This window comes from Aquimarina sp. MAR_2010_214, from assembly GCF_002846555.1.
Taxonomy (GTDB): Bacteria; Bacteroidota; Bacteroidia; order Flavobacteriales; family Flavobacteriaceae; genus Aquimarina.
Genome location: NZ_PJMS01000001.1, coordinates 2,295,868 through 2,319,542, shown reverse-complemented (window position 1 = coordinate 2,319,542; position 23,675 = coordinate 2,295,868). Strand labels below are relative to the sequence as shown.

The following is a 23,675-nucleotide window of genomic DNA, read 5'->3' as shown; positions in this document are numbered from 1 at the left end:
TAAATAGTGTTGGTTTTTTGATTTAGACTAAAAAAATGCGCTTCAACATAAAAGCATACCTCAGGTTTCTTTCCAAATCTACCAATCAACATGGTGTGCATTCACCCTTTGTATATAATTTAGTCACTAAATGTTTTTATAATACAGAAAAACGAAAGGCATATAAGTCTATAAAATCAGTGTATAAAAAGTCAGATAAAAAACCTAGTGTTAGATTTCACACTGCTAAACTTCTAAATCGTATACTCCCCTATTTCGATATTAAAACCGCACTAGTTTTAGAAGATTTATCATGTGTTCTATCAGAAATCATTTCAATAGAGAATTTGGTTTTGATTGATTATAATATACAATCTAAGAATAGTTATGATATGATTTACCTTGACTTGAATCAATTACAATATCATTCAAATATTGAATTATTGCTATCCAAGACTCATAATGATAGTGTTATTATACTCAATTCTATATATGAATCTGAAGCCAATACCATTTTATGGAAAACGATAAAAGAACTCACAGAAGTAACAGTAACTATTAATACTTTTTATCTGGGTTTTGTATTTGTTAGAAATGAACAGGCTAAAGAACATTTCACCATTAGAGCATAAAAAAAACCCAAAGACTATATCAATCAAATCTTCAGGTTTTTACATTTAAACACGAACTAAATCACACAAGTTTTACAACTCATATAAAATTCTTAACAAAGTAATTATTCTACCATATAATTATCACCAAATATTATCTAAACATTCTTGAAAATACCGTTCTTCTTTTATGATACTGCAAGTCTTTTGGATCATAAGGTTTTGCCTCTTCAGTCGAGCAAACTTCCTCAATAAATTCATGATAAGTCATTCCTTTTTCTTCCAAAAATCCAACAAGGTATTTTTCTGTTGTTTCAACACCACTAGTCTGTTCGATTGCTAGTAATTTTTTATAAAGTTTATCTATTTTTTCAATTGCTTCTCTAGGCGGAGCCTTTCTTCGTGCAAAAAAAGAAGTGATCTGTCCATCATCATCAAGTTTTACATCAAAATCTGTAATTACCCAATAATACCTTCCGTCTTTTGCTAGGTTCTTAACCAAAGCATGTATATTTTTCTTTGCCAGCAAGTGTTCCCACAACCACTTAAAAACAACTTTTGGCATATCGGGGTGACGAATCACGTTATGAGGTTGACCAATTAACTCTTGCTCTTCATATCCGCAAACTTCCATAAAATAATCATTCGCATATTCTATTATCCCTTTAGGATCAGTCTTGCTCATAATGGTTTCTTTAGGATCTAAGACAATCTCTACATCAATGGGATCGGGGCGTTTTAGTGCTTTCATATTTGCTATTATTAGTTAAATTCCGGAGTAAAATTAACTGTAACATGAAGTGCAAAAAATGACAAAAATCATAGTATTATTAATCAGACTTGAGATTTCTATTTTTTAACTAACTTTTAACCATTTACCTCTTGATTTCCAATACAAAAAACATAAAAAAGAACATTTTACAATTAGAGTGTAACATCTTTTTACCGACTGCGTCATATAGTCTAAAATTGTATCTTAACAATCTATAAAGATTACTATATGGGAAATGTTATAGAGATTAGAGGAATTATTAGAAATTTTCAATTAGGCCAGGAAACTGTCTATGTGCTTAAGGGTATTGATCTTGATATTACTCGTGGAGAATATTTGGCAATAATGGGACCTTCTGGTTCTGGAAAATCAACTCTAATGAATCTTCTAGGATGCCTTGACACACCAACTGGTGGAACTTACAACCTAAACGGAAATGATGTTAGTAAAATGACCGATAATGAATTAGCCGACATACGAAATCGCGAAATTGGTTTTGTATTTCAGACTTTTAATTTATTACCCAGAACTACAGCATTAGATAACGTTGCATTACCTATGGTTTATGCAGGTGCGTCTAAAAAAGATAGAATTATTAGAGCGTCAGAAGTACTTACAGACGTTGGTTTATCTGATCGAATGGATCACAAACCCAATCAACTCTCAGGAGGTCAGCGACAACGTGTAGCTGTTGGTCGCGCCTTAGTAAATAAACCTTCGATAATATTGGCCGATGAACCAACCGGAAATCTGGATTCTAAAACTTCATTAGAAATCATGCAGCTTTTTGATGAAATTCATGCTGCCGGAAATACTGTTATTCTTGTAACTCATGAAGAAGAAGTAGCAGCACATGCACATCGTGTTATCCGTCTTCGTGACGGGATGATCGAAAGTGATGTAAGAAACAAATAATTTCAAATTCCTAAAACACTTATTTTAGTTATCTGGTGGACAAAAAATAAGGCTCAGGAAAAGTTTTTACTTCTAAACCGTTAACCAGACTAAATAATATATTAGTTACTAATGCCGCTGCCAAAGAGGATCCAACTACCAATTGCGGTGGTGTGATTTTAGCCGAATTCTCTTTATAGGATTCATAAAATTCGTAAAACCATGTTAAGTTCATCTCTGCTCGATATTTAAAATATTCTAGCATATTCTTTATCAAAACCAATTCAAAACATTTCTTGTTACGAGCAACATCATATATTTGCTCACTATCTGGAGTTACAACATAAGCAGCGCCTGCCCATCCAAAGTTTAAGGGGTGAATTACAGGAATCCCTTTTTCTTTACATTTTTCGTCAAAAACAAATGGAGTATCTTCTACATCAAAATCAATAGCATTAATAGCAATATCACAACCATCAATATAATCTGTGATATTATCTGGATCCAAAAAAAGATGATGGTATTCTATTTTTGCATTTGGATTAATCGATAAAAGTCTTTTGGTAATCGATTCTACCTTGGATTTAGTAATATCTTCTTCTTGGTAATTTTGCCGGTTTAAGTTAGATAATTCTACCGTATCCCCATCTATAAATACAAAATTTTCAAAACCCAATCTTAATGCTGCTTCTGCCAACACACTACCCAAACCGACACCTCCAAAAACTATTTTCACATTCTTAATCTTGTCTTGCTGTTCTGGAGTTACGTACAATGCATTTTTATAATATCGCTCATTATGATGCATTTCTGAGATTGTTTTTTTTCTATTATCCAAAATTGAATTTCCTTCCATAGATATTTTTATTATAGTCTTAAAATTATTTCTCTTTTTAATTCTTGTATATTATCACTTACACTCCTAATTCTTTTAAAAAAAATAAAAGATGTGGTTATCCTCTAACTTCATATAAGAGTTAGTCTTATATTAAAATTTTTTGCTGCTCTTCTTTTTCCAAAAAATTTTCCTCCAACCATTTTTCTATATTTTCTGATGTTAAAATAACAGGGTACGTTGGGCTACCTAAACAATCTCTGAGTTCTCCCACAATTTGCATCTCAATACCTAAATCTCGAAATATTTGATAAATCAAAACATCAGATTCTGCAATCATCAAACTATTAGGGTTATAACTAATAATCCCTAGCGAATGAATTAGTAAAACACGTAACATTTGCCTAGAAGTAAGAGATAAATTCTGTGACCGTAATACATTAGAATCTATCGCTAAACGCCCTAAGTGCCATATTTTATTTACTTCTAAATTTTCTTTTTCTATTATCTGTTCAATGCTAATATTAAATTCATTTTCTATAGGAAAAACAATATCATTGGTTCTTTTAGTTGCTTTTATAGTTCCTAGAAGTTCTTGTTTTGAGTTTCTAAACCCAAAATATACAGAATCCTCAAATTGATTAATATCACTATGTTTCATATACTCTAATTCCTGAGTATCTGGTAACCACTGGTGTTTTTTCAAATAATGATGCGAATACATCTTAAAAACAAACTCAGAAAATTCAGAAAGATTCGATTTTCCAATCTGATATAAACTTATAGTTCCATATGTTTTAATTAAAAGGTCTTTTTCGGGTGGATTACAAGATGTCATAAAAGTAGGTTTATTAAAGAATCAGAATTTTCAATAAAAGTATTCCTTTTTTATGTCTTAAAATCTGTTGTTTTATATTTGTGACTGTTTTTGCAACATCTGTCCTATCTAAATATATAAGTAAAAAACAGTTAAGCGTTAAGACTGTTTAAATAAAATTTTAACAATAGCATCAATTAATAATAATAATAATAATTTGGTTTTACAGATGCGTGGTAAAAATTTAATTCGAGTTGAAAAAACTAAATCTTAACTCTATCTAAATTACTACTACTAAAATTTGTATTTTGGGGATTCATTTTTAACTAAAGTTCATGCAACCATTACATATTCTGCTTCTTATTGCAGCTTATTTTGGGATTCTTCTTCTCATTTCTTATCTCACAGGAAAAAACTCAGGAAATGACGCTTTTTTTAAAGCTAATAGGCAATCACCGTGGTATATTGTAGCCTTTGGGATGATTGGAGCATCACTTAGTGGTGTAACTTTTATCTCTGTCCCCGGATGGATTGAAGCCTCACAATTTAGTTACATGCAGGTGGTATTAGGGTATATTTTGGGATATACTGTTATTGGAACAGTACTACTTCCTCTCTATTACAAACTTAATCTAACTTCAATTTACACTTATCTGGATGAACGCTTTGGTAATTACTCGTATAAAACCGGAGCTTCTTTTTTCTTACTATCACGAGTAGTAGGAGCAAGTTTTAGATTGTTTTTGGTTGCTAATGTGTTACAATCTATTCTTTTTGATGCTTTAGGAGTTCCTTTCTGGGTTACTGTTATTATAACTATATTATTAATCTGGTTATACACCTTTAAATCTGGAATTAAAACGATTGTATGGACTGATACTTTGCAAACATTATTCATGCTTATTGCTGTTGGTGTAGCAATATATTATGTATCTGACGATTTAGGGATTCAAGGGTCAAATTTACTGGGTTATGTATTAGAAAGTGATCTTTCGAGAATATTCTTTTTTGATGATTTTAAAAGTGCCAATTATTTTTGGAAACAATTTTTATCTGGTGCATTTATTGCAATTGTTATGACAGGTTTAGATCAGGACATGATGCAAAAAAATCTCACTTGCCGAAGTTTAAAAGATGCTCAAAAAAACATGTTTTGGTTTACCATTGTATTAACTATTGTAAACTTCATATTTTTAGGCCTTGGATTATTACTTACTCAATATGCATCCCAAAATGGAATTGATGCTCATAAAGATCAACTTTTTCCTGTAATTGCTACGCAAAGCGGGTTAGGTTTTGGTATCGCTATCTTTTTTGTCCTCGGTCTTATCGCCGCAGCATATAGTAGTGCAGATAGTGCATTGACCTCATTAACCACATCATTTAGTATAGACATACTCGATATTGAAAAGAAATACAATCCGATAGACCAGGTTAAAATCAGAAAAAGAATTCATATTCTATTTTCTTTCATACTGGTATTGGTTATTATTGCTTTTAAGTACATTATAAAGGACGAAAGTGTAATTACTAAGCTATTTGTCTTTGCAGGATATACATATGGTCCCTTATTAGGGTTATATGCATTTGGATTATTCACCAAACTAAAAATAAAAGATAGTTTAGTGCCAATTATAGCGATCTTATCTCCCGTTTTATCTTATATCATTAGCGAAAATAGTGATATATGGTTTGGTTTCAAATTTGGCTTCTTTATCTTAATTCTTAATGGATTTTTAACTTTTTTAGGATTATTATTGTCTTCTGTTTTAATACTGATTCGTAGAAAGTAATACCAACGTACAGGCAACCTCGACCTCTATTTTTGCCTCTATGAGTTTTTGGTAAAACTCAGGATTTTCTGTTCCTGGGTTAAAAATTATTCTTCTGGGGTTTAAGTATATAATAGCATCATAATAAGGCTGTTGCCTAAGAGGATTTAAGTATAAAGTGATCGTATCTATATTTTCATCATCATTTACAGCTGTCTCAATTGTTATTCCTGCTACCTCTCCTTTTCTTAATCCAACAGCAGCAACCTCATGACCATGAGTCACTAGTTTATGAATAGCAATGTTTGAATATCTATTTGTCTTTAATGATGCTCCCAGAACTAATGTCTTTTTGGTCATAAATACTATTAAAATTTGAAATAAGAAAAATAGGTTTATTAGAGTCTCAAACAAGGGTTTAAACGTTAAAAATAACCAGAAAAATGTTAAAAACAAAAGATGAATGTAACACAAATCAAAGCACTTCGTCTTACATATAAAGGATATGAATTTTCATAAATTTAGTTAGTTAGTTACTTTATAATAATCAAATTTTATTCATGGTTGATGGTTAGTGTTACTATTTGGTTATTATAGAAAACCGCCTCTAATATTAGAGGCGGTTTTTAATTATTTAATATTTTGTTAAAATTAAAATAAGGTGTAACAGAATGATTTTACTATCGTCTTACACTTATAACACTGTTAATCATAGTGTCAATTTATAAACAACAACGTACTTGTATTAGGTAATACAAAGTACAATGCATAACAACTATCAATCAAATAAACGTTCAGATGAAAACAAACAATCAAAAAGGTATTTTATTTTTTCTATCATTTTGGTGCCTATTACTAACAGCACAACCAAGCAATAAAGCTGTAGTAGGTACTATTAAAGGAAAGGTAATTGACAAGAACTTACAGCAACCCATACCCTATGCTACTGTCGCAATTCATGATGGAGTAGACAAAATTATAAGTGGAGGTATTAGTACCGATGATGGAGACTTCCTTATTTCTGATATTCCAAAAGGAAACTATACTCTAAAAATACAATTTATAGGGTATAAAACGTATTCTCAACCTATTGAGATTTCTAGAAAAAATAAGGATATCAATGTTGGCTCTATATTATTAGAAGAAGAAGCCGAATCTCTAGATGATGTAACTATAGTAGCAGAACGAACCACAATAGAACAAAAAATTGACCGTAAAGTTATAAATGTAGGAAAAGATCTTACGACAACTGGTGGTACTGCTGCAGAAATCATGAATAATATCCCATCGGTTAATGTAGATCAGGATGGTAATATTGCACTACGTGGAAATCAAAATGTACGTATCCTTATAGACGGAAAGCCTACCAATATTGATGCAACACAATTATTAAAACAAATCCCTTCTACTTCTATTAAGAAAATAGAACTGATTACTAACCCTTCTGCCAAATATAATCCTGAAGGAATGAGTGGTATTATTAATATCGTATTGCATAAGAATAGCAATATAGGTTTTAATGGTAATATTAATCTAGGACTTAATTTTGAAAAAAACGCACGTTTCAACAGTTCTATAGACTTAAATTATAGAACAGGAAAAGTTAACTTTTATGGTAATTATGGTAGCAACATTACCAAACGACAAAATGCAGGAGGTGTATTTAGACAAGATCAAAATTACCAAACAGATTTCAAATTTTTAGACAATAACAAATCTCATCTATTCAAAATAGGCTTAGATTATTTTATTGATGACCATAATACCATCTCAATATATACAAATCAAAACTTGTTTGACGGGCTTACAAACGGGTCCACAGATATTACTTTTTTGAATAATGATCAGAATGACTTATCTCAAAGTTTATTAAGCGATAGTGATAACCAAGGTTCTACATATAACTTTGATTATAAACACGATTTCAAAAAAGAAGGGCACAATATAGAATTAGAAATTGACTATAATGCTTTTGAAAGTGATAGTGATGATCGCTTTAATTTTGTAGGAGGAGATGGATCGTTCACAAATTACATTGATCTTATTAATAATGAGCGAAAAAACACTACAATAAACCTAGATTATGTAAATCCGTTATCAGAAAAGACCAAATTAGAACTTGGATATGAAACTCGTTTAAGAAGAACAGACAATGATTATCGCTCTACGCTTTTCTCAAGTTCAAAATATAATTATGATCGAAACATACATTCTTTTTATGCTACATATGGTCAAAATTTTGAAAAATGGTCATATCAGCTAGGTGCACGTCTTGAAAACTATGAAGTTGAAGCTGTTTTTGATGGGGAAAAAATATTTGAAGATGATATTTTTACTGTATACCCTTCTGGTTTTATCAATTATACTCCAGGAGAGAAAAACAGTTATCAATTAAGTTATAGTCGACGAATTGATCGACCTGGGTTAAATCAGGTAAATCCTATACGTGAATGGAGTACGCCAAGAATAATTTCTATTGGAAATCCAGAGTTGAATCCACAGTTTACTAATTCTATGGAAGCTAACTACACACGAAAATTAGGAAAAGGATCGATAACCGGAGGAGTATTTTACCGAATTATCAATGATGAAATAAGTCAAGCTCTTGTAGAAAATCCTGATGTTGAAGAAGGTCAAATATTAACATTCGAAAATTTTGATAATAATTCTTCTTACGGGGTTGAGATCTCAAGTAATTATAAAGCTACAAAATGGTGGAGTTTCAATGCCAGTTTTGACCTGTATTCTCAAACGCAAAAAGGAGTGGTAAATAATATCAATAGAGAGGTAGATGCTGTAGTTTACAATTTTAGACTTAATAATAGTTTCAAAGCGACAAAAAACTTGACTTTTCAGGTATTTGGATTTTATAGAGGAGAACAGGAAGGTATATTATTTAAAACCAAACCATTTTATTTTGTAAATACAGGAGCTCGTTATAATTTCTTAGAAGGTAAAGGTACATTCAGTATAAACTTTAATGATATTTTTGACACAAGGCGTTTCAGATTTTCTGCAAATAATCCTTACCCACAAAACGGAGAGTTTCAAGGAGAAACGCAAACTGTTTTTCTAGGCCTATCTTATCGATTTGGAAGTGGAAAAAACAGGAAAGCTGCAAGAAAGCGAAGAGATAATAATGAAAAATCTGGCGGAGGAATACTATAATTATGGTTTTTTTCGAAAAAACGTTAATACTATAAACAAAAATTAATATAACCGTTAAATTAAATATCATTTTCTTAAAAATCTTATTAAAGTTAAATAATTGCAAAAAAATGAGAAATTCTGTAACACTTTACAATTTACAACGTTTTATATAGTATAGTCATGGTTATGATTTATTTGAATTAGCCTTTAAAAAATTAGTAACCGAGTTATTAGATAAAAAAACGCGAAGCAATTAAGCTTCGCGTTTTTCATTTTTTAACTTACTGGATTACCACCTAATAATGGCACTACCCCAGGTAAATCCGCTTCCAAAAGCTGCTAAGACTACTAAATCTCCTTCTTTGATTTTACCTTGCTCCCAAGCTTCTGTTAATGCTATAGGAATAGATGCAGCTGTAGTATTACCATATTTTTGAATATTATTGTATACTTGATCATCAGATAATTTAAATTGTCGCTGTACGAATTGAGAAATTCTCAGGTTTGCCTGATGTGGTATTAACATATTAATATCTGCGGCTGATAAATTATTGGCCTGTAATCCTTCATTAATTACTTCAGAAAAACGTACTACTGCATTTTTGAACACAAATTGACCATTCATATACGGATAATAAGGAATATTCTCTTGTGGGTCTTCTGTAATAATCTCAGGCACCCAATGTTCTGTACTGGGCCCTTCTAAAGATAATTCTTTTGCATGTGCACCTTCACTATGTAAGTGGGTAGATAAAATTCCTCTACCTTCTTCTTCACTTCTTGTCAATACTGCAGCTCCTGCTCCGTCACCAAAAATAACGGAAACTCCTCTTCCACGAGTAGTCATATCCAAACCTCCACTATGGTTTTCGCTACCAATAACCAAAACATTCTTATACATCCCGGTTTTTATAAATTGATCTGCAACAGATATTGCATATACAAATCCACTACATTGATTACGAACATCTAATGCTGGAATAGTTTTCATATCCATCATATCCTGAACTCTTACTCCTCCTCCTGGAAAATACATATCAGGGCTAAGTGTAGCAAAAATTATTAGTTCTATATCATCTTTAGAAATATCTGCTCTTTCTATAGCAATTTTTGCGGCTTTAACTCCCATTACAGAAGTACTGTTACCATCACCTTTTTTGATATGACGCCTTTGTTTTATACCCGTTCGTTCTTGAATCCACTCATCATTGGTATCCATTATTTTAGAAAGGTCATCATTTGTCACCACATTTTCAGGAACATAATATCCCAATCCAGATATTTTTGAAGTATACATATAGCTAATTATTGTGTATTGTTCTTTATTTTTTGTTTAATTAAAAACTTGAAGACAATATATGTATTCTTAGTATCTTCATAAAAGAAACAACAAGCATATTATATGCGTGCATAATAAAATAAAAATCTTTATTCTTTTTTTATTATGTGAAGAGTTTAAAAATGTGGTAAACTAATCATCTTGAGCTTTCTTAAAAGGAATAACGTTCAAAAGAAGAAATCATCAACTTTATGTAGGTTAACTAATCCAATTCAATAATATTACAATTCAATATTTTTTCAAACTCTACTCCAATCATACTCATAAAGTTTTGTTTAAAGCCCAAAAATCCAGAATATCCAAATCGGTTAAATATAAGATGGTCATTAGGCCTTTTTATAAGTTCATTAGCGCAGTAAAAGAGTTTAGTTTTATTGAGGAATTCTTGTGGTGTTGTCTTTAAATATTTTTTAAATTGAAATTTTAAAAAATAAATAGAATAACTATATCTTTTTACGATTTCATCAACAGTAACCAAACCTTTTTTATCATTAATATATCGTAATACATGACTTATTAGTATGGTTTGCTCGCCATAATATAATTCTTCCAAATACTTTCTAACATAATATTGTGGCTCTAGAATATCCCAAGACAAATCTAAATTACAGGGTAAAAATATAGTTTCATTAAGATCTATATTTTGATTTGAAGCAAGGCTACTGAAAGATAATGAAGTACATTTTGCGATTAGTAATTTGGTTTTCCCTTTACTTTTAATACTTAGTAAGTCATCTTTCAGAGGTATTATGACTACACCTTTTACTATTTCGTTTTTCTTTTTACAATTTATTTCTATAGTATCTCCATAAATTACAAAAACATAAGAAAAACTGCTTGGTAAAAAAAATATAGGTTGATCATCACGCTGCAAATGCAGTTCATAAAAACCCAATACCCAATGTGACACAGGTAGCGAATGTTTTATAAAATTACCGAAAGGTTCAACCATAACTCTAGACTTTGGTGACAAAGCTATGAATCCTATACTTCTACATAAATACGTAGTTTTACGTATCGAGTATATCTGGATTCTGCTGCAGCCATAAAATCAACGAATTACGATTTGAATCCAGTCCTATTTTTTTTATGATATTGCTTCGGTGTTTCTCTACAGTACGAGAAGAAATAAATAATTGATCCGCTATTCGTACCGAAGTTAGATTACGAGAAATAAGCGTAAGTATTTTCTTTTCTGTAGGAGTAAATTGAATTTTTGAAGAAGGAAGGTCAGAATAGAATATGCTATCTTGTAATCTTTCACTTGTGTAGGTTCCTTCATTAATTACTATCTCAAGGCAATTGAGAATCTCATCTAAAGCATCTTCTTTTAATAAATATCCATCAATCGTTTTACCTACTTCTTTGATAAGTTCTACTTTTTTGAAAAGTGTGAGAATAATAGTTTTTACTGGTAATTTCTTTGTTTTAATTGCTTTTGCAACCTCCAAACCTGTAAGAACAGGCATGTCCATATCAAGTATGGCAATATCAGGTTGTAATTGTATAATCTGGTTAAAGGCTTTATTACCGTCCTGTGCAGTTCCAATCACTGTATACCCCTTATTCATCAAGAAACTTTTATTGCCTTCTAACATTAATGGATGATCATCAGCTATGAAAATTTTAGGATTTATCATTTATCTATAATTATCTGAATTGTAGTACCTTTATTTACAATACTCTCTATTACTAATTTTGCTTGTATTAGGGCTGCTCGTTCTTTAAGTGTTTTCATCCCCAAGCTCTCTAGTTTACTGCTTCCTGTAGTTAAATCAAACCCTACTCCGTTATCTTTTATCTGAAAAAGTATATTCTGAGTATTGTCAGTAACACGTAAAGCACAGACTTCTGCTTGTGCATGTTTTTCAACATTATTTAATGACTCTTGGATCATACGGTAAATGAAAATTTCTTTTGTGGAATCTATATCATAACTTTCAGAATCAATATCATGTATGTATACTGTTTTTGAATTCTCTTGAAACTCATCTAACAAATTCCTAAGTGAAGTTACTAATCCATATTGCTCAAATTGATAAGGATGTAAAGCTAAAGACATATCTCGTACTTCTTCGATAGTATTATCAATAATAGTCGTGTCTTTTGATGTACTACCTAGCTTTACTTTATTCTTGATTAACAATAAGCTTTGACCAATACCATCATGTAATTCCCTCGAAATTCGTTTTCGTTCATTCTCAATTGATCTAATAATATCTTGAGCAAAACTACGCTGTAATTGTTCCTTTTCTTCTGCATGCCTACGTTTTCGCATAAGAGAAATAAATCGAATTCTAAACACAATAAATCCGGCTGTAGCCCCCAAACCTATATGTCCTAATAATAATCGGTTTTGTAATCTTTCTGCTAGAAGTTGATCATTTTCGAGCTTCACAATTGCAGCTTCCTTCTCTATAACATTAAGCTTTACCTCTGCCACCGCTAGTCTATTGGTTTTCTTTTCAGAATTTATAGAATCCTGTATCACCATACTCTTTTTCAACATCTCTATTGCTTTTTCATGTTGTTGTAAAGCCTGATAAGACTCTGCTTGATTCTTATATATTTGTTGTTGATAGTTCTTATGATTTAATTTATTATTTACTGTTGTTGCAGAATCAGCATGAAGTAATGAAAGTTTATATTCTCCTATATCGTGATACAATTCCATAAATCGTTTATGGCAAAGTAATAATCTAGATGGAATATTCATTTCTCGGCATAGTTTCATAGAACGCACAAAATAATCTTTGGCTTTTTCAAATTCCTTTTGTTTTCGATACAGAGAACCTAAATTTCCCATCGCCATAATTTCTCCATCTCTATCCCCCGTTCTTTGATAAAGGTCCAAAGCTTTTTTATTTGCTTCATATGCTTTATCTACTCTATTAGTACTGTTATATACCATACTTATCATTTCATAATCTCCAGCCATATATAAAGTATCCTTATAAGCGGTATTTATTTCTGAAGAAATTGACATATATTTCTCTGCTACATCGTATTGACCTAAATAATAATTATTTAAACCAATATTACCAGCCACTGTAGCCTGACCGAGAGTATCGTTAAGTTTTAAACGCAGTTCATATGATTGTAAATAATACTCTAAAGCTGTTTGATAATCACTTTGCTCAGTAAAAAAAGCACCCAGGTAATTAAATGTACGTGCTATATACTTAGTATCTTTAATCTTTCTAGACAATTCTAAAGCTTCACTATGTTTATTATATGATTCTTTAAGGTTTCCCAAAAACCTAAGATTCCAACCTATAGTGTTTAGACTTCTGATTTCTTCTATCGGATCATTATTTTTCTTACTTATTGCGTGAGCTTTTTTAGCGTAATGTAATGCAGAATCTATATTACTACGCTCGTATTGTTTAGCCGTATTTATATAATCTTCATATTGTTTTATACCAAGATCATTATTTGGTTTTTCTTTATTTTTACAACCAACCAGACATAAACAAAATAGTATTGGTAATACACATATTGACAAACTATCTTTCATATACACATATTTAAAAATTACTATAGTAACAAGTCTTAATTGAGGCTAATACAACAAATATGAGTAAAACTATTTAATAATTTATGTTCTAAACGGTAAAATAAAAAAAGAGACTATCAAGTCTATTATCTCTTTTTTCTGTTTCATACAGCATTTGGTAATAAATAATACTATTAGAACGAGTAATATTATATAGAGAATCCTTAAGTAATACATGCTTTTCTAAATGCTTTATAGCTTTAGAAGAGTTTTGAGCTCTATTATTAGCTTCGTACAACTTTTTTTCTATATGTACCTGACGTTGAAAATCACTTGATTTTTTAACATAAAGATGCCCAGGATTAATCCTACTACTTATTTTGTTACTGTCTTTAATAATATTACTAATAATTACTAAAGCAGAATCTGGTTTTCTTACTATCTGTAGATAATAATTTGTAAGTTTCGAAGTTCTGAAAGCAGCCAGATCAAAACTATCTAATTGTTTAGCTAAGTCAATATACTGAAGAGTGTATTTAGAAAACTTTTGTTTATAAAATTCAAAAATCTAAAAAACTCCCTTGAACAATTCAAGCAAAATGAAATCACAAACTTCTCAAATATTATTGGTGGAAATGAATTAGCAACGAATATTAAGACTCCGACTGGTGTGAATACTCGTAATTATTATCCTTATTGGCACCCAACTCCGCAGTAAAAAAATAATAAATTCAGAAAATTAATGGTATAAACCTTTAGTTATAAATTTTATGAATTTACTGCAACGTAGTTTTCAATTAAGATTGTAGAAAAACAAGAAAGATGCACCAACCACAGCACATCTTTCTAACAACCTAACCAATAAATAAACAAACCAAGCCAGTCGGATGACTGACTACGGGTATTTTTCATAATTCCTTACTCGAATCTTTGCTTTTAAGTCGTGTAACAAATTATATAAGCCAAAAAACGTACGGTTGATATACAAGAAATGTTTACTTCCTCTATTTCCATTCATTTTTCTTAGCTCAGTATCTTTAGAATATTTTTCACTTAATTCTGTTATCTTTTTCCAAAATGTCTCATCGGCAAAATCAAACTCCTCTACATTAAGAGGTCTAGTAAAAAGGCTTAACATTTCGTGAAATAACTCAGAAAAGAATCTTTTTTCTTTGGGTGAGTCATCTTCTCGAAGTATCTCTAATTGGAACATTTTTTTGGTGAAAAATTCTGGATTATCTATATTTTCCTTTTCTGCTAATTCAAAATAAGGAGTATAAAATTCTAGTGGTATTTTTTTCACACAACCAAAATCAATAGCAATAAGGTTATCATCCTTATCAACTAAAAAATTGCCCGGATGAGGGTCTGCATGAACTGCTTTAAGAATATGTATTTGGTACATGTAAAAATCCCACAATGCCTGACCAATTTTATTTGCTTTTTTTTGATCATTGTTTTGCGTAGCATATTCACTTAAATGAAGACCATTCATCCAATCCATTGTAATGATACGCTCACTAGATAATGCTTCATAGTATTTTGGAAATCGTAAATTAGGAATCCCGGCACAAGATTCTGTAATTTCCTTGCTTTGTTTAATTTCTAACACATAATCAGTTTCTTCAAGTAGCTTTTCTTCTAACTCCTTAAAATACTTTTCAGAATCTTTTCCTTTTAAATTAAACATCCTGATGGCGATGGGTTTTACCATCGCCAAATCAGAACTTATACTGTTTGCAACTCCAGGGTATTGAATTTTCACAGCAAGGTTTTTCCCGTCTTTATTAGCTTTATGTACCTGACCGATACTTGCAGCATTTACAGATTGAGTTGCAAACGAATCATATAAATCTTCTGGATATTTTCCTTGATATTTTTTAAATGTTTTTCTAACCAATGGAGGTGATAAAGGCGGCACACTAAACTGTGATAAAGAAAACTTTTCTACATAGGCATTAGGTAGAATGTTTTTTTCCATAGAAAGCATTTGTGCTACTTTAAGAGCACTACCTTTTAAATTTTTTAATCCATTATAAATATCAGCTGCGTTATCTTCATTTAACTGTTCTTTGGTTAAATCAGGATTAACGGCTTTTTTCCCATAGTATTTTAGGTAATTTCCCCCAACTTTTACACCTGTTTTCACAAGCTCCGCGGTTCGTCCTAATTTCGTAGTTGGTATGTTATCAATTGTCTTCATCCAGTTTCTAAATTCGTTCTTTCATTAATTCCACATATTTTTTTCTTTCCATAAAAACTTACCAAAATCAAATACATTATTTAATGGTGTATTATCAAACAAATCAAATACGGCATTTACTGACTTCTCTATAGCAATATCTGTTTTCTCAAACCCTGCAGATTCATCATCCACCCAGAATTTTAATAGAAATAAAAACTGTAGCCAAGCTCCTTCAGAAAATAGCTTTACCGGGTTTTTAGTTACTTTAAATAGTTTTTCATCATTACCTTCTTCAATTAGTTCGGTCGCAAAACCTTTTATACTATCTCTTAAACTTTTTAATTGTTTTAAATTTTCAAAAGGCATATTATAACGCTTAAGGGCAAAAAGAGCATAGCTACGATTTAAGGTTAGCATTTCGAAAAAAGTATAGAAGAATGTCAGAAATTTATTTCTATTAGAGAAATTTCCATATTCCTCATTATTATTCATTGCGTCAATGGTAGTGGTAAAAAAAGCATTCCATATCGCCTTTTCTAAACTTTCTAGGCTTCCAAAAAGTTTATAAAACTCTTCTTCTTTTATATCGACATCATTACAGAATCTATATACGGACTTAGGATAACTTTCATTTTTCAAAACATAATTCATATATTTTGATATAACGACCTGACTAGTACTGTTTTTATTTTTTGATGCAGCCATATTTCACACTTTAAAATTAGTACACAAATATACTGATTGTTTAATCTTTTTATAAATATGTTAAACAGAAATATATGTTAAAGTTGTTTCATAAAAAATGAAAATCCCAACCAACATGGTTTTAGTCTTAGATATCAAGAAATCATTACAATAGATATAAAAAAACTTATTTCAATGCCAGTTTGGCAGATACAGACTATTGGTATTTTTTTTGAATACACCATTGTGTAAGATGACAATTAAACTAAAAACAATATAAAAATGGCAACAGGAAGTATTAATGTATCTGTAGAGAACATTTTTCCATTAATTAAAAAATTCTTGTATTCTGATCACGAGATTTTTTTACGAGAACTTATTTCGAATGCAACAGATGCAACTTTAAAGCTAAAACATTTAACAAGTATTGGTGAAGTTAAAGTAGAATATGGCAATCCACTTATCGAGATTAAGATCGATAAAGACAAAAAACAATTGCATATTATCGATCAGGGAATTGGTATGACAGCAGAAGAGGTTGAGAAATATATCAACCAAGTAGCTTTTTCTGGTGCAGAAGAATTTCTCGAAAAATATAAAGATAGTGCTAAAGATTCTGGAATAATAGGGCATTTTGGTCTTGGGTTTTATTCTGCTTTTATGGTCGCTGATAAAGTAGAAATCATTACCAAATCCTATAAAGATGAGCCTGCTGCACATTGGATTTGTGATGGGTCTCCAACTTATAGTATAGAGGAACATGATAAGACAGAAAGAGGAACAGAGATTATCCTTCATATTGGAGAAGATGATATCGAATTCCTTGAAGATAGTAGAATAAACGAGCTATTGGTGAAGTACAATAAGTTTATGCCAGTATCTATAAAATTTGGCACTAAAACAGAAACGTTACCAAAACCAGAGGATGCTAAAGAGGAAGATCCTGCACCAACTCAAGAAGTTGATAACATTATCAATAATCCTAATCCTGCATGGACAAAACAGCCCGCTGATTTAAAAGATGAGGATTATAAAGGTTTCTACCGAGAATTGTATCCTATGCAATTTGAAGAACCTCTTTTTAATATCCACCTTAATGTGGATTATCCTTTTAACCTAACTGGGATTCTGTATTTCCCAAAACTGGGTCAGGATATGAATATGCAAAAGGATAAAATCCAATTATATCAAAATCAAGTATTTGTTACTGATAATGTAGAAGGTATTGTTCCAGAATTCCTTACCATGCTTCGTGGTGTGATTGATTCTCCCGATATCCCTCTTAATGTATCCCGATCTTATTTACAAGCCGATGGTAATGTAAAGAAAATATCAAGTTACATTACTCGTAAAGTAGCCGATAAACTAAGCTCTATGTTTAAAAACAATAGAGAAGATTTGGAGCAAAAATGGAATGATATTAAAATTGTGATCGAATACGGAATGCTTTCTGAAGAAAAATTCTTTGAAAAAGCTGACAAATTTGCATTATATCCAACAGTAGATGGTTCTTTCTTTACGTTTGAAGAGTTACAAGAAAAAATTAAAGATTCTCAGACTGACAAAGATGGTAAGCTTGTTCTTCTTTATGCTTCTAACAAAGATGAACAACACTCGTACATCTCTGCTGCCAAAGATAAAGGATATGAAGTACTTCTTTTAGATTCTCCTATTGTTTCTCATTTGATCCAAAAAATGGAGACTAGTAAAGAAAATATTTCTTTTGCACGTGTAGATGGAGATCACATTGACAATCTTATCAAAAAAGATGAAGAAACTATCTCTAAACTATCAGATGAAGAGAAAGAAGCTCTTAAAACTGATCTTGAAAAAGTAGTTCCAAAAGAAACATATACAGTACAATTAGAAGCTATGGATAGCAATGCTTCTCCATTCATGATTACGCAACCAGAATTTATGCGCCGTATGAAAGAAATGCAACAAACCGGTGGTGGCGGTGGAATGTTTGGTATGGGTAATATGCCAGAAATGTACAATTTGATCATAAATACAAATCATGAGTTAATTGGACAAATTGCTGCTACCAAAACAGAGAAGAAAAAAGAACGCTTAATAAAACAATCTCTGGATCTGGCCAGGCTCTCTCAAAATCTATTAAAAGGAGAAGAATTGACAGATTTTATTAAACGTAGTTACGATATGATAAAATAGTAGTTTAGGCTGCTAGTACTTATAAATATTAGACCGCTTCGCTGTTAAACACATCGAAGCGGTTTTTTTTATACCATGCTTTGTTTTAAACCATAAAAATTTTACATTCGTAATGATATCTTCAATACACTATGACGATGAAGAACTGGAGCAATATTTTCGTATTCTTATTTCTACTTAATATAAACCTATTCGGACAAGATGGTATTTCGGGGTATGTGCATATTGAAGATCCACAAAGATGGGGACAAACAGTTTATTTAAGTCAAATACAACTCGAAGAAAATACAAATACTTATAATACAACAACCATTGCATCGACTCTCTTAACGAAGGATGGTTTCTTTGCTTTTGACAAAAATTTATTTACTTCAAAAGATCATATTTATAAGGTACAACTCAATCCTATATCTGCTGAAGAAAAAAATAAACTTTCAGACAAAATAAAGAACTTTCAGCTATTTATATTATCTAAAAAAGACACCATTCACTTTACCAAAGGAGAAAGAATGTTTGGAGAGTATACCACAAATAATACTGCAGATTTAGAATGGCAAAAATTAAAACAGTTTGAAGCAAAATATGAAAATCTAACCGATGATTTTGACCCTAGACAGTACCTCATAGAGACCAAAGGGTATGTAAAAGATTCTCTACAGATACTTTTGGTGAAACTTATTGGTATTAAAAAACTAGATGACCAAAACCTATTAGAAAAAGACGCTAAAGCCAATCCAGAATATTATTTGAGCTTTCTAAAAGAATTAAAATCCAGTGAACTTGACCCCTCTACCTATGCTTATCTTGAAAACAAGCTAAACTTTATTACTCAAGAAATCGTTAACCATAAATACAAAGTAAGTTTATGGGTTAATGGTGCAACTTCTTTGGTTATTATTTTATTGATCGGGTTTATTCTAAAATCTAGAAGAACCAAAAAAGTCCTTGCTCCTATTCCTTTAAGTAAGCAAGAAAAAGCGGTAAAAAACCTCATCATATCAGGAAAAAGCAATAAAGAAATTGCAAATGAATTATTTATCAGCTTAAGTACTGTAAAAACACATATCACCAATATTTACAGCAAGTTAAATATTTCTAGCAGGCAAGATTTATTACTCAAAAAATAAAATCATACCCGTACTAGCACCTTATTCAGCTTAGTATAATTACTCTTTTTCTCGATTTCAATAGTTATTTGTTTCAAAAACCAATGAAGCGAATTATATATTTCTCATTCCTTTTACTCTCTTATATTGGATATGGGCAATCAGAATATTCATTATCCGGAACCGTTTTAGATCAAAATAATACCCCAGTAGAAACTGGGGATGTCATTCTTTATGACAAAAATTCAAATCTTGTAAAATATACTTTTATAAAAAACGGGGAATTTATTTTCCACAAATTAAAAACCAATGAATATACTTTATCTATTGTTGCATTAGGGTATACCAAGAAATCAAAAGTAGTTTTACTAGACAGCGACAAAACCATTACTATTGAACTCGAAGAAAACACAGTCGCCTTAGATGAAGTGACCGTCAAAACCATTAAAAACAATATAATAATGAGAAATGGTAATTTGAAAATAAATGTTGAAAACTCTGTTTTAGAGTCACTACCATCAACAGTAGATATATTGTCCAAACTTCCAGGAATTCAAATCAGTCCTAATCGAGAATCTATTTCTGTTGTGGGAAGAGGGGCTCCTCTAATTTATATAGACAATCAAAAGGCAGACTTAGATCAACTCAAATCGTTATCTGTAGAAAACATAAAAGATATAGAACTTATCGATAATCCATCTGCAAAATATGAAGCCGAAGGAAGAAACCTTATCCTAATCACTAGAAAACATAATTCTGTTGATGGTTACAAGATTCGATTATCAGAAATTATTTCTTTTAAAAAGCGATTCAATAATTATTTAGGGATACACTCAAATTATAAAAACAATAAATTAGAATTACGAGGTAATTTTAATTACAATCAACTAGGCTTATGGGAAGGTGCTAGCTCCAGACTTAACGTTTTAGATCAGGGCATTAAATCTCAATATCAAGTAACAGCAACTGGTCCCAGGCCACAATTTATTACTGGAGGTGGCCTCTTTTATCAATTCAATGAAAATGATTATATCTCAGGACAAGTAAATCTGAGGGCTCAAACTGACAAGTTTCCAATCAAAACAAATACACTTCTGCAAGATCAATTTAAAGAAGACCATATTATCAGTGAAGGACAAAATGATGAGAATAGAAATTTTTTAAGTAGTAATATAAATTTCAATAAAAAAATCACTCGTACCTCGAATTTGTTTTTTGGGCTTCAGTATTCAAATTATATCAGACACCTTAAAAGTCATATTTTTAATAATATAAATGAAACCGGATTTGAATTATCACAAAACAGAAATCAGAAATACGAAATTAGTGTCTTTGCCAGTAAAATTGACATTGACAAAAACTTTAATGATCATATAAAATTAGAAATTGGCGGTAGCCTTTCAAATGCCAATGGTCTTGCATTTTCAGATTTCGAATTCATAAATCCTGTAGACAGAAAGGTTTCAAAATACGATTACCGAGAATCTATTTATGCATCTTATATACAGCTATCAGGAAATCTAAACAAAATAGAGTATTCTACTGGCATAAGATCAGAAACGAATATTATAAAAGGTGGTTTTAGAAATGCCAGTGAACTATTAGTAGATAGAAAACAAACACGTCTTTTTCCTAAAATAAGGATAAATATCCCCATAGATAGTACCAAAAGTATTGCCCTAAATTATGGCACTATTATAAATCGACCTAATTATCTTAATGCCAGTTCTATTAGTACATTTATCAATCCATTTGTAGAATTTTCAAGAAATGTTAACTTAAAATCTACAACAATTGAAGAAATATCAACTACTCTTCAATACAAAAAATACACTTGTAATATCAGTTATTATGAGGAAAATGATCCTGTTTTTTATAACGTAGCATATGATAGTATTGAAAACAGAGTTATATCTTCTCCCCAAAACTTTGAAAAAGAATCCGGATATCAAATCCGATTTACTAATACTGCCACGTATAAGTTTTGGAATACTACAAATTCACTAACAGTAATTCACAATAGAATTAAAAATCCAACAGCAGTTATTAAAGAAAGTAAGCCGTACCTCTATTATTATTCAAATAATGAATTTAAACTTGCCTCAAAAACTACTCTTGGGCTAAATTTTTGGGGATTCACTCAACGAAACCAAGGTGTTTTTAAAAGAAATGCTCTTTTTATCATGAGTGCTTCTTTTTCAAAAACATATTTTAAAAATTTACAAATTGCTATAAATTTTAATGACATTTTTAAGAATATGACTTATAAAGACAAGTATACTTCTAATAATATTGATGTTCAGGATACTTTTTATGTAGACGGAAACGAAATTTCATTTTCTATCAAATACGCTTTCGGTAAAGTCAAAAAACTATCCTTCAAAAATAAAGATGTAGATGATAACCTGGATCGAATACGGTAATAAATCACTAATTTCTTATTCGTTATCATACAATCTTTATAATGTAGAAACATGAATAAACCACTCTTTTTATATAAAAACAGTAAAAATCTTTTTTTTTAGTTAGGATTCCTTACTATATTTGTATTGCAATTTTGCGTAACCTTAAAATATATACAAATGAGTAAATCAATTTTTTATCATGCTGGATGCCCAGTATGCATTAGTGCAGAACATGATATTGTTAATCTAATCGGATCAGATAATGTAGAGATTGTTCATTTAGGAGAAGATCGTTCTCAAATCAAGAATGCTGAAACGGCAGGAGTTCAATCTGTTCCTGCACTACTAACACCAAATGGAAATGTACTACATATCAATTTTGGAGCTTCTATGGTAGATGTAAAAGGGTAGTTTTTTTAATATAAATAGTTAGGATTCCTAATTATTAATACTTATTTTAAAATGAGTCAATTATCGATAATCATTGGCTCATTTTAATTAACAATACAACATAAAGAAATGAAAATAGCCGTTTGGGATACTTACGTACAACGAAATGATGGAATTATAATGCATTTTGACATACTCGTTCCCGATTCTATAACAGACCAGAATATTGTGTTTAAATTCGGAGAAAACTATCTGGAAACTAAACCCTTTAAAACAGAGAAAATTACCACTAATCAATGTAAACTCTGTCATATCGAACAAGCGACTCCAGAAATGATTAATCATATTGAAACTAAAGGATATTCGATTATTGAAATGGAAAATTGCTAAAAACGACAAATAAATAATTAGGATTACTAACTTTGCTTAAGGGAAAGTATCTCTTTCTCTTAAGCATTTTATATGAGCAAGAGTATTTTTGACATATCATTTCAACATAAAGACATCAATAGCAAAATTGTAATTGGTCTGGAACGTATTTCTGAGGTTTTTAGAACTTTGTTATGGGAACATGCAAAAACTGCTGGCCTAAGTCCAATACAGATACAGATTATAATTTTTATAGCATATCATAAAGAAGATTTATGTACAGTGAGTCATCTTGCAAAAGAATTTAATGTAACTAAACCTACGATTAGTGATGCTGTTAAGGCATTAGAAAAAAAAGAAATGATCTTCAAAAATAAGACTTCAACAGATAACAGAAGTTATTATATAAGCCTAACTCCAAAAGGTCAAAAAAATGTTTCTGAAGCTGAAAATTTTGCAGACCCCATCAAAAAGCAACTTTTAAGCTTTAATATAGAGGAACAAGAGTCTTTGTTAAAGACCATAAACATCTTAATTTATCAGCTAAACAGATCAGGAATATTATCTGTACAAAGAACTTGTTATGCATGTAAATTCTATAAAAAAAATAAAAACAATCACTATTGTAATTTTATACAAACAGAGCTTCAAGATGTAGATATCAGACTAGATTGTGCTGACTTTGAAGAGAGACCGTAA

General features: G+C 30.6%; 20 protein-coding genes. 10 read left to right on the top strand and 10 right to left on the bottom strand.

The annotated features are described in order from the left end of the window. Positions 1–35: 35 nt before the first annotated feature. Positions 36–611, top strand: coding sequence for a hypothetical protein (locus ATE84_RS26460; protein WP_199176869.1), 576 nt, complete (start codon positions 36–38; stop codon positions 609–611). 133 nt (positions 612–744) lie between these two features. On the opposite strand, the gene ATE84_RS09805 is transcribed toward ATE84_RS26460, so the two are convergent. Continuing rightward, entirely contained in the window at positions 745–1,341 is a 597-nt protein-coding gene (locus ATE84_RS09805) for a PAS domain-containing protein (RefSeq protein WP_101447786.1), read from the bottom strand. Positions 1,342–1,590: 249 nt separating this feature from the next. Between ATE84_RS09805 and ATE84_RS09800 the strand changes: the two genes are divergently transcribed. After that, positions 1,591–2,277, top strand: a complete 687-nt coding sequence (locus ATE84_RS09800) for an ABC transporter ATP-binding protein (protein ID WP_101447785.1) — start codon at positions 1,591–1,593, stop codon at positions 2,275–2,277. 28 nt (positions 2,278–2,305) lie between these two features. Here the strand turns inward: ATE84_RS09800 and ATE84_RS09795 are convergent, their stop codons facing one another. Both ATE84_RS09795 and ATE84_RS09790 read right to left on the bottom strand, forming a co-directional pair. Then, entirely contained in the window at positions 2,306–3,112 is an 807-nt protein-coding gene (locus tag ATE84_RS09795) for a ThiF family adenylyltransferase (protein ID WP_101447784.1), read from the bottom strand. A gap of 127 nt (positions 3,113–3,239) precedes the next feature. Then, positions 3,240–3,929: a hypothetical protein gene (locus ATE84_RS09790; RefSeq protein ID WP_101447783.1), complete on the bottom strand. Its 690-nt coding sequence runs from the start codon at positions 3,927–3,929 to the stop codon at positions 3,240–3,242. A 314-nt stretch (positions 3,930–4,243) separates the two neighbouring features. On the opposite strand from ATE84_RS09790, the gene ATE84_RS09785 reads away from it, so the two are divergent. After that, positions 4,244–5,701 carry a sodium:solute symporter gene (locus ATE84_RS09785; RefSeq protein ID WP_101447782.1) on the top strand — a complete coding sequence of 486 codons (1,458 nt, stop codon included), beginning with the start codon at positions 4,244–4,246 and terminating at the stop codon, positions 5,699–5,701. On the opposite strand, the gene ATE84_RS09780 is transcribed toward ATE84_RS09785, so the two are convergent. After that, the gene (locus ATE84_RS09780; RefSeq protein WP_101447781.1) at positions 5,678–6,040 is read right to left on the bottom strand and encodes a CoA-binding protein; all 363 of its coding nucleotides are present in this window, start codon (positions 6,038–6,040) and stop codon (positions 5,678–5,680) included. The genes ATE84_RS09785 and ATE84_RS09780 overlap by 24 nt on opposite strands. A 438-nt stretch (positions 6,041–6,478) precedes the next feature. Here ATE84_RS09780 and ATE84_RS09775 point away from each other — a divergent pair, with 438 nt between their 5' ends. After that, complete coding sequence (locus tag ATE84_RS09775) at positions 6,479–8,848, top strand: TonB-dependent receptor domain-containing protein (RefSeq protein ID WP_101447780.1); 2,370 nt, start codon at positions 6,479–6,481, stop codon at positions 8,846–8,848. 271 nt (positions 8,849–9,119) lie between these two features. Here ATE84_RS09775 and ATE84_RS09770 read toward each other — a convergent pair whose 3' ends face one another. From ATE84_RS09770 to ATE84_RS09740, 6 genes are all read right to left on the bottom strand, one after another. Continuing rightward, complete coding sequence (locus ATE84_RS09770) at positions 9,120–10,127, bottom strand: 3-oxoacyl-ACP synthase III family protein (RefSeq protein WP_101447779.1); 1,008 nt, start codon at positions 10,125–10,127, stop codon at positions 9,120–9,122. Positions 10,128–10,371: 244 nt separating this feature from the next. Then, positions 10,372–11,121 (bottom strand): hypothetical protein, encoded by a 750-nt coding sequence (locus tag ATE84_RS09765; protein ID WP_101447778.1) that lies wholly within the window; start codon positions 11,119–11,121, stop codon positions 10,372–10,374. 58 nt (positions 11,122–11,179) lie between these two features. Beyond that, positions 11,180–11,809, bottom strand: a complete 630-nt coding sequence (locus tag ATE84_RS09760) for a response regulator transcription factor (RefSeq protein ID WP_101447777.1) — start codon at positions 11,807–11,809, stop codon at positions 11,180–11,182. Beyond that, positions 11,806–13,686, bottom strand: a complete 1,881-nt coding sequence (locus ATE84_RS09755; RefSeq protein ID WP_101447776.1) for a tetratricopeptide repeat protein — start codon at positions 13,684–13,686, stop codon at positions 11,806–11,808. Before ATE84_RS09755 ends, ATE84_RS09760 begins: the two co-directional genes overlap by 4 nt. An 874-nt stretch (positions 13,687–14,560) precedes the next feature. After that, on the bottom strand, positions 14,561–15,868 hold the full coding sequence (locus tag ATE84_RS09745; protein ID WP_101447774.1) for an AarF/ABC1/UbiB kinase family protein: 1,308 nt from the start codon (positions 15,866–15,868) through the stop codon (positions 14,561–14,563). A 24-nt stretch (positions 15,869–15,892) separates the two neighbouring features. Beyond that, on the bottom strand, positions 15,893–16,555 hold the full coding sequence (locus ATE84_RS09740; RefSeq protein ID WP_101447773.1) for a TetR family transcriptional regulator C-terminal domain-containing protein: 663 nt from the start codon (positions 16,553–16,555) through the stop codon (positions 15,893–15,895). 261 nt (positions 16,556–16,816) lie between these two features. Here ATE84_RS09740 and htpG point away from each other — a divergent pair, with 261 nt between their 5' ends. The 6 genes from htpG (at position 16,817) to ATE84_RS09710 (ending at position 23,675) form a co-directional block, all read left to right on the top strand. Next, a complete protein-coding gene (htpG, locus tag ATE84_RS09735) occupies positions 16,817–18,706 on the top strand; it encodes a molecular chaperone HtpG (protein WP_101447772.1) in 1,890 nt (629 codons plus the stop codon). Positions 18,707–18,843: 137 nt separating this feature from the next. Beyond that, entirely contained in the window at positions 18,844–19,833 is a 990-nt protein-coding gene (locus ATE84_RS26770; protein WP_304528989.1) for a response regulator transcription factor, read from the top strand. Between the two features lie 83 nt (positions 19,834–19,916). After that, positions 19,917–22,235, top strand: coding sequence for an outer membrane beta-barrel family protein (locus ATE84_RS09725; RefSeq protein WP_101447770.1), 2,319 nt, complete (start codon positions 19,917–19,919; stop codon positions 22,233–22,235). 159 nt (positions 22,236–22,394) lie between these two features. Beyond that, on the top strand, positions 22,395–22,628 hold the full coding sequence (locus ATE84_RS09720; RefSeq protein ID WP_101447769.1) for a thioredoxin family protein: 234 nt from the start codon (positions 22,395–22,397) through the stop codon (positions 22,626–22,628). 108 nt (positions 22,629–22,736) lie between these two features. Next, positions 22,737–22,997 carry a DUF2024 family protein gene (locus ATE84_RS09715; RefSeq protein WP_101447768.1) on the top strand — a complete coding sequence of 87 codons (261 nt, stop codon included), beginning with the start codon at positions 22,737–22,739 and terminating at the stop codon, positions 22,995–22,997. Between the two features lie 72 nt (positions 22,998–23,069). Continuing rightward, a complete protein-coding gene (locus tag ATE84_RS09710; protein WP_101447767.1) occupies positions 23,070–23,675 on the top strand; it encodes a MarR family winged helix-turn-helix transcriptional regulator in 606 nt (201 codons plus the stop codon).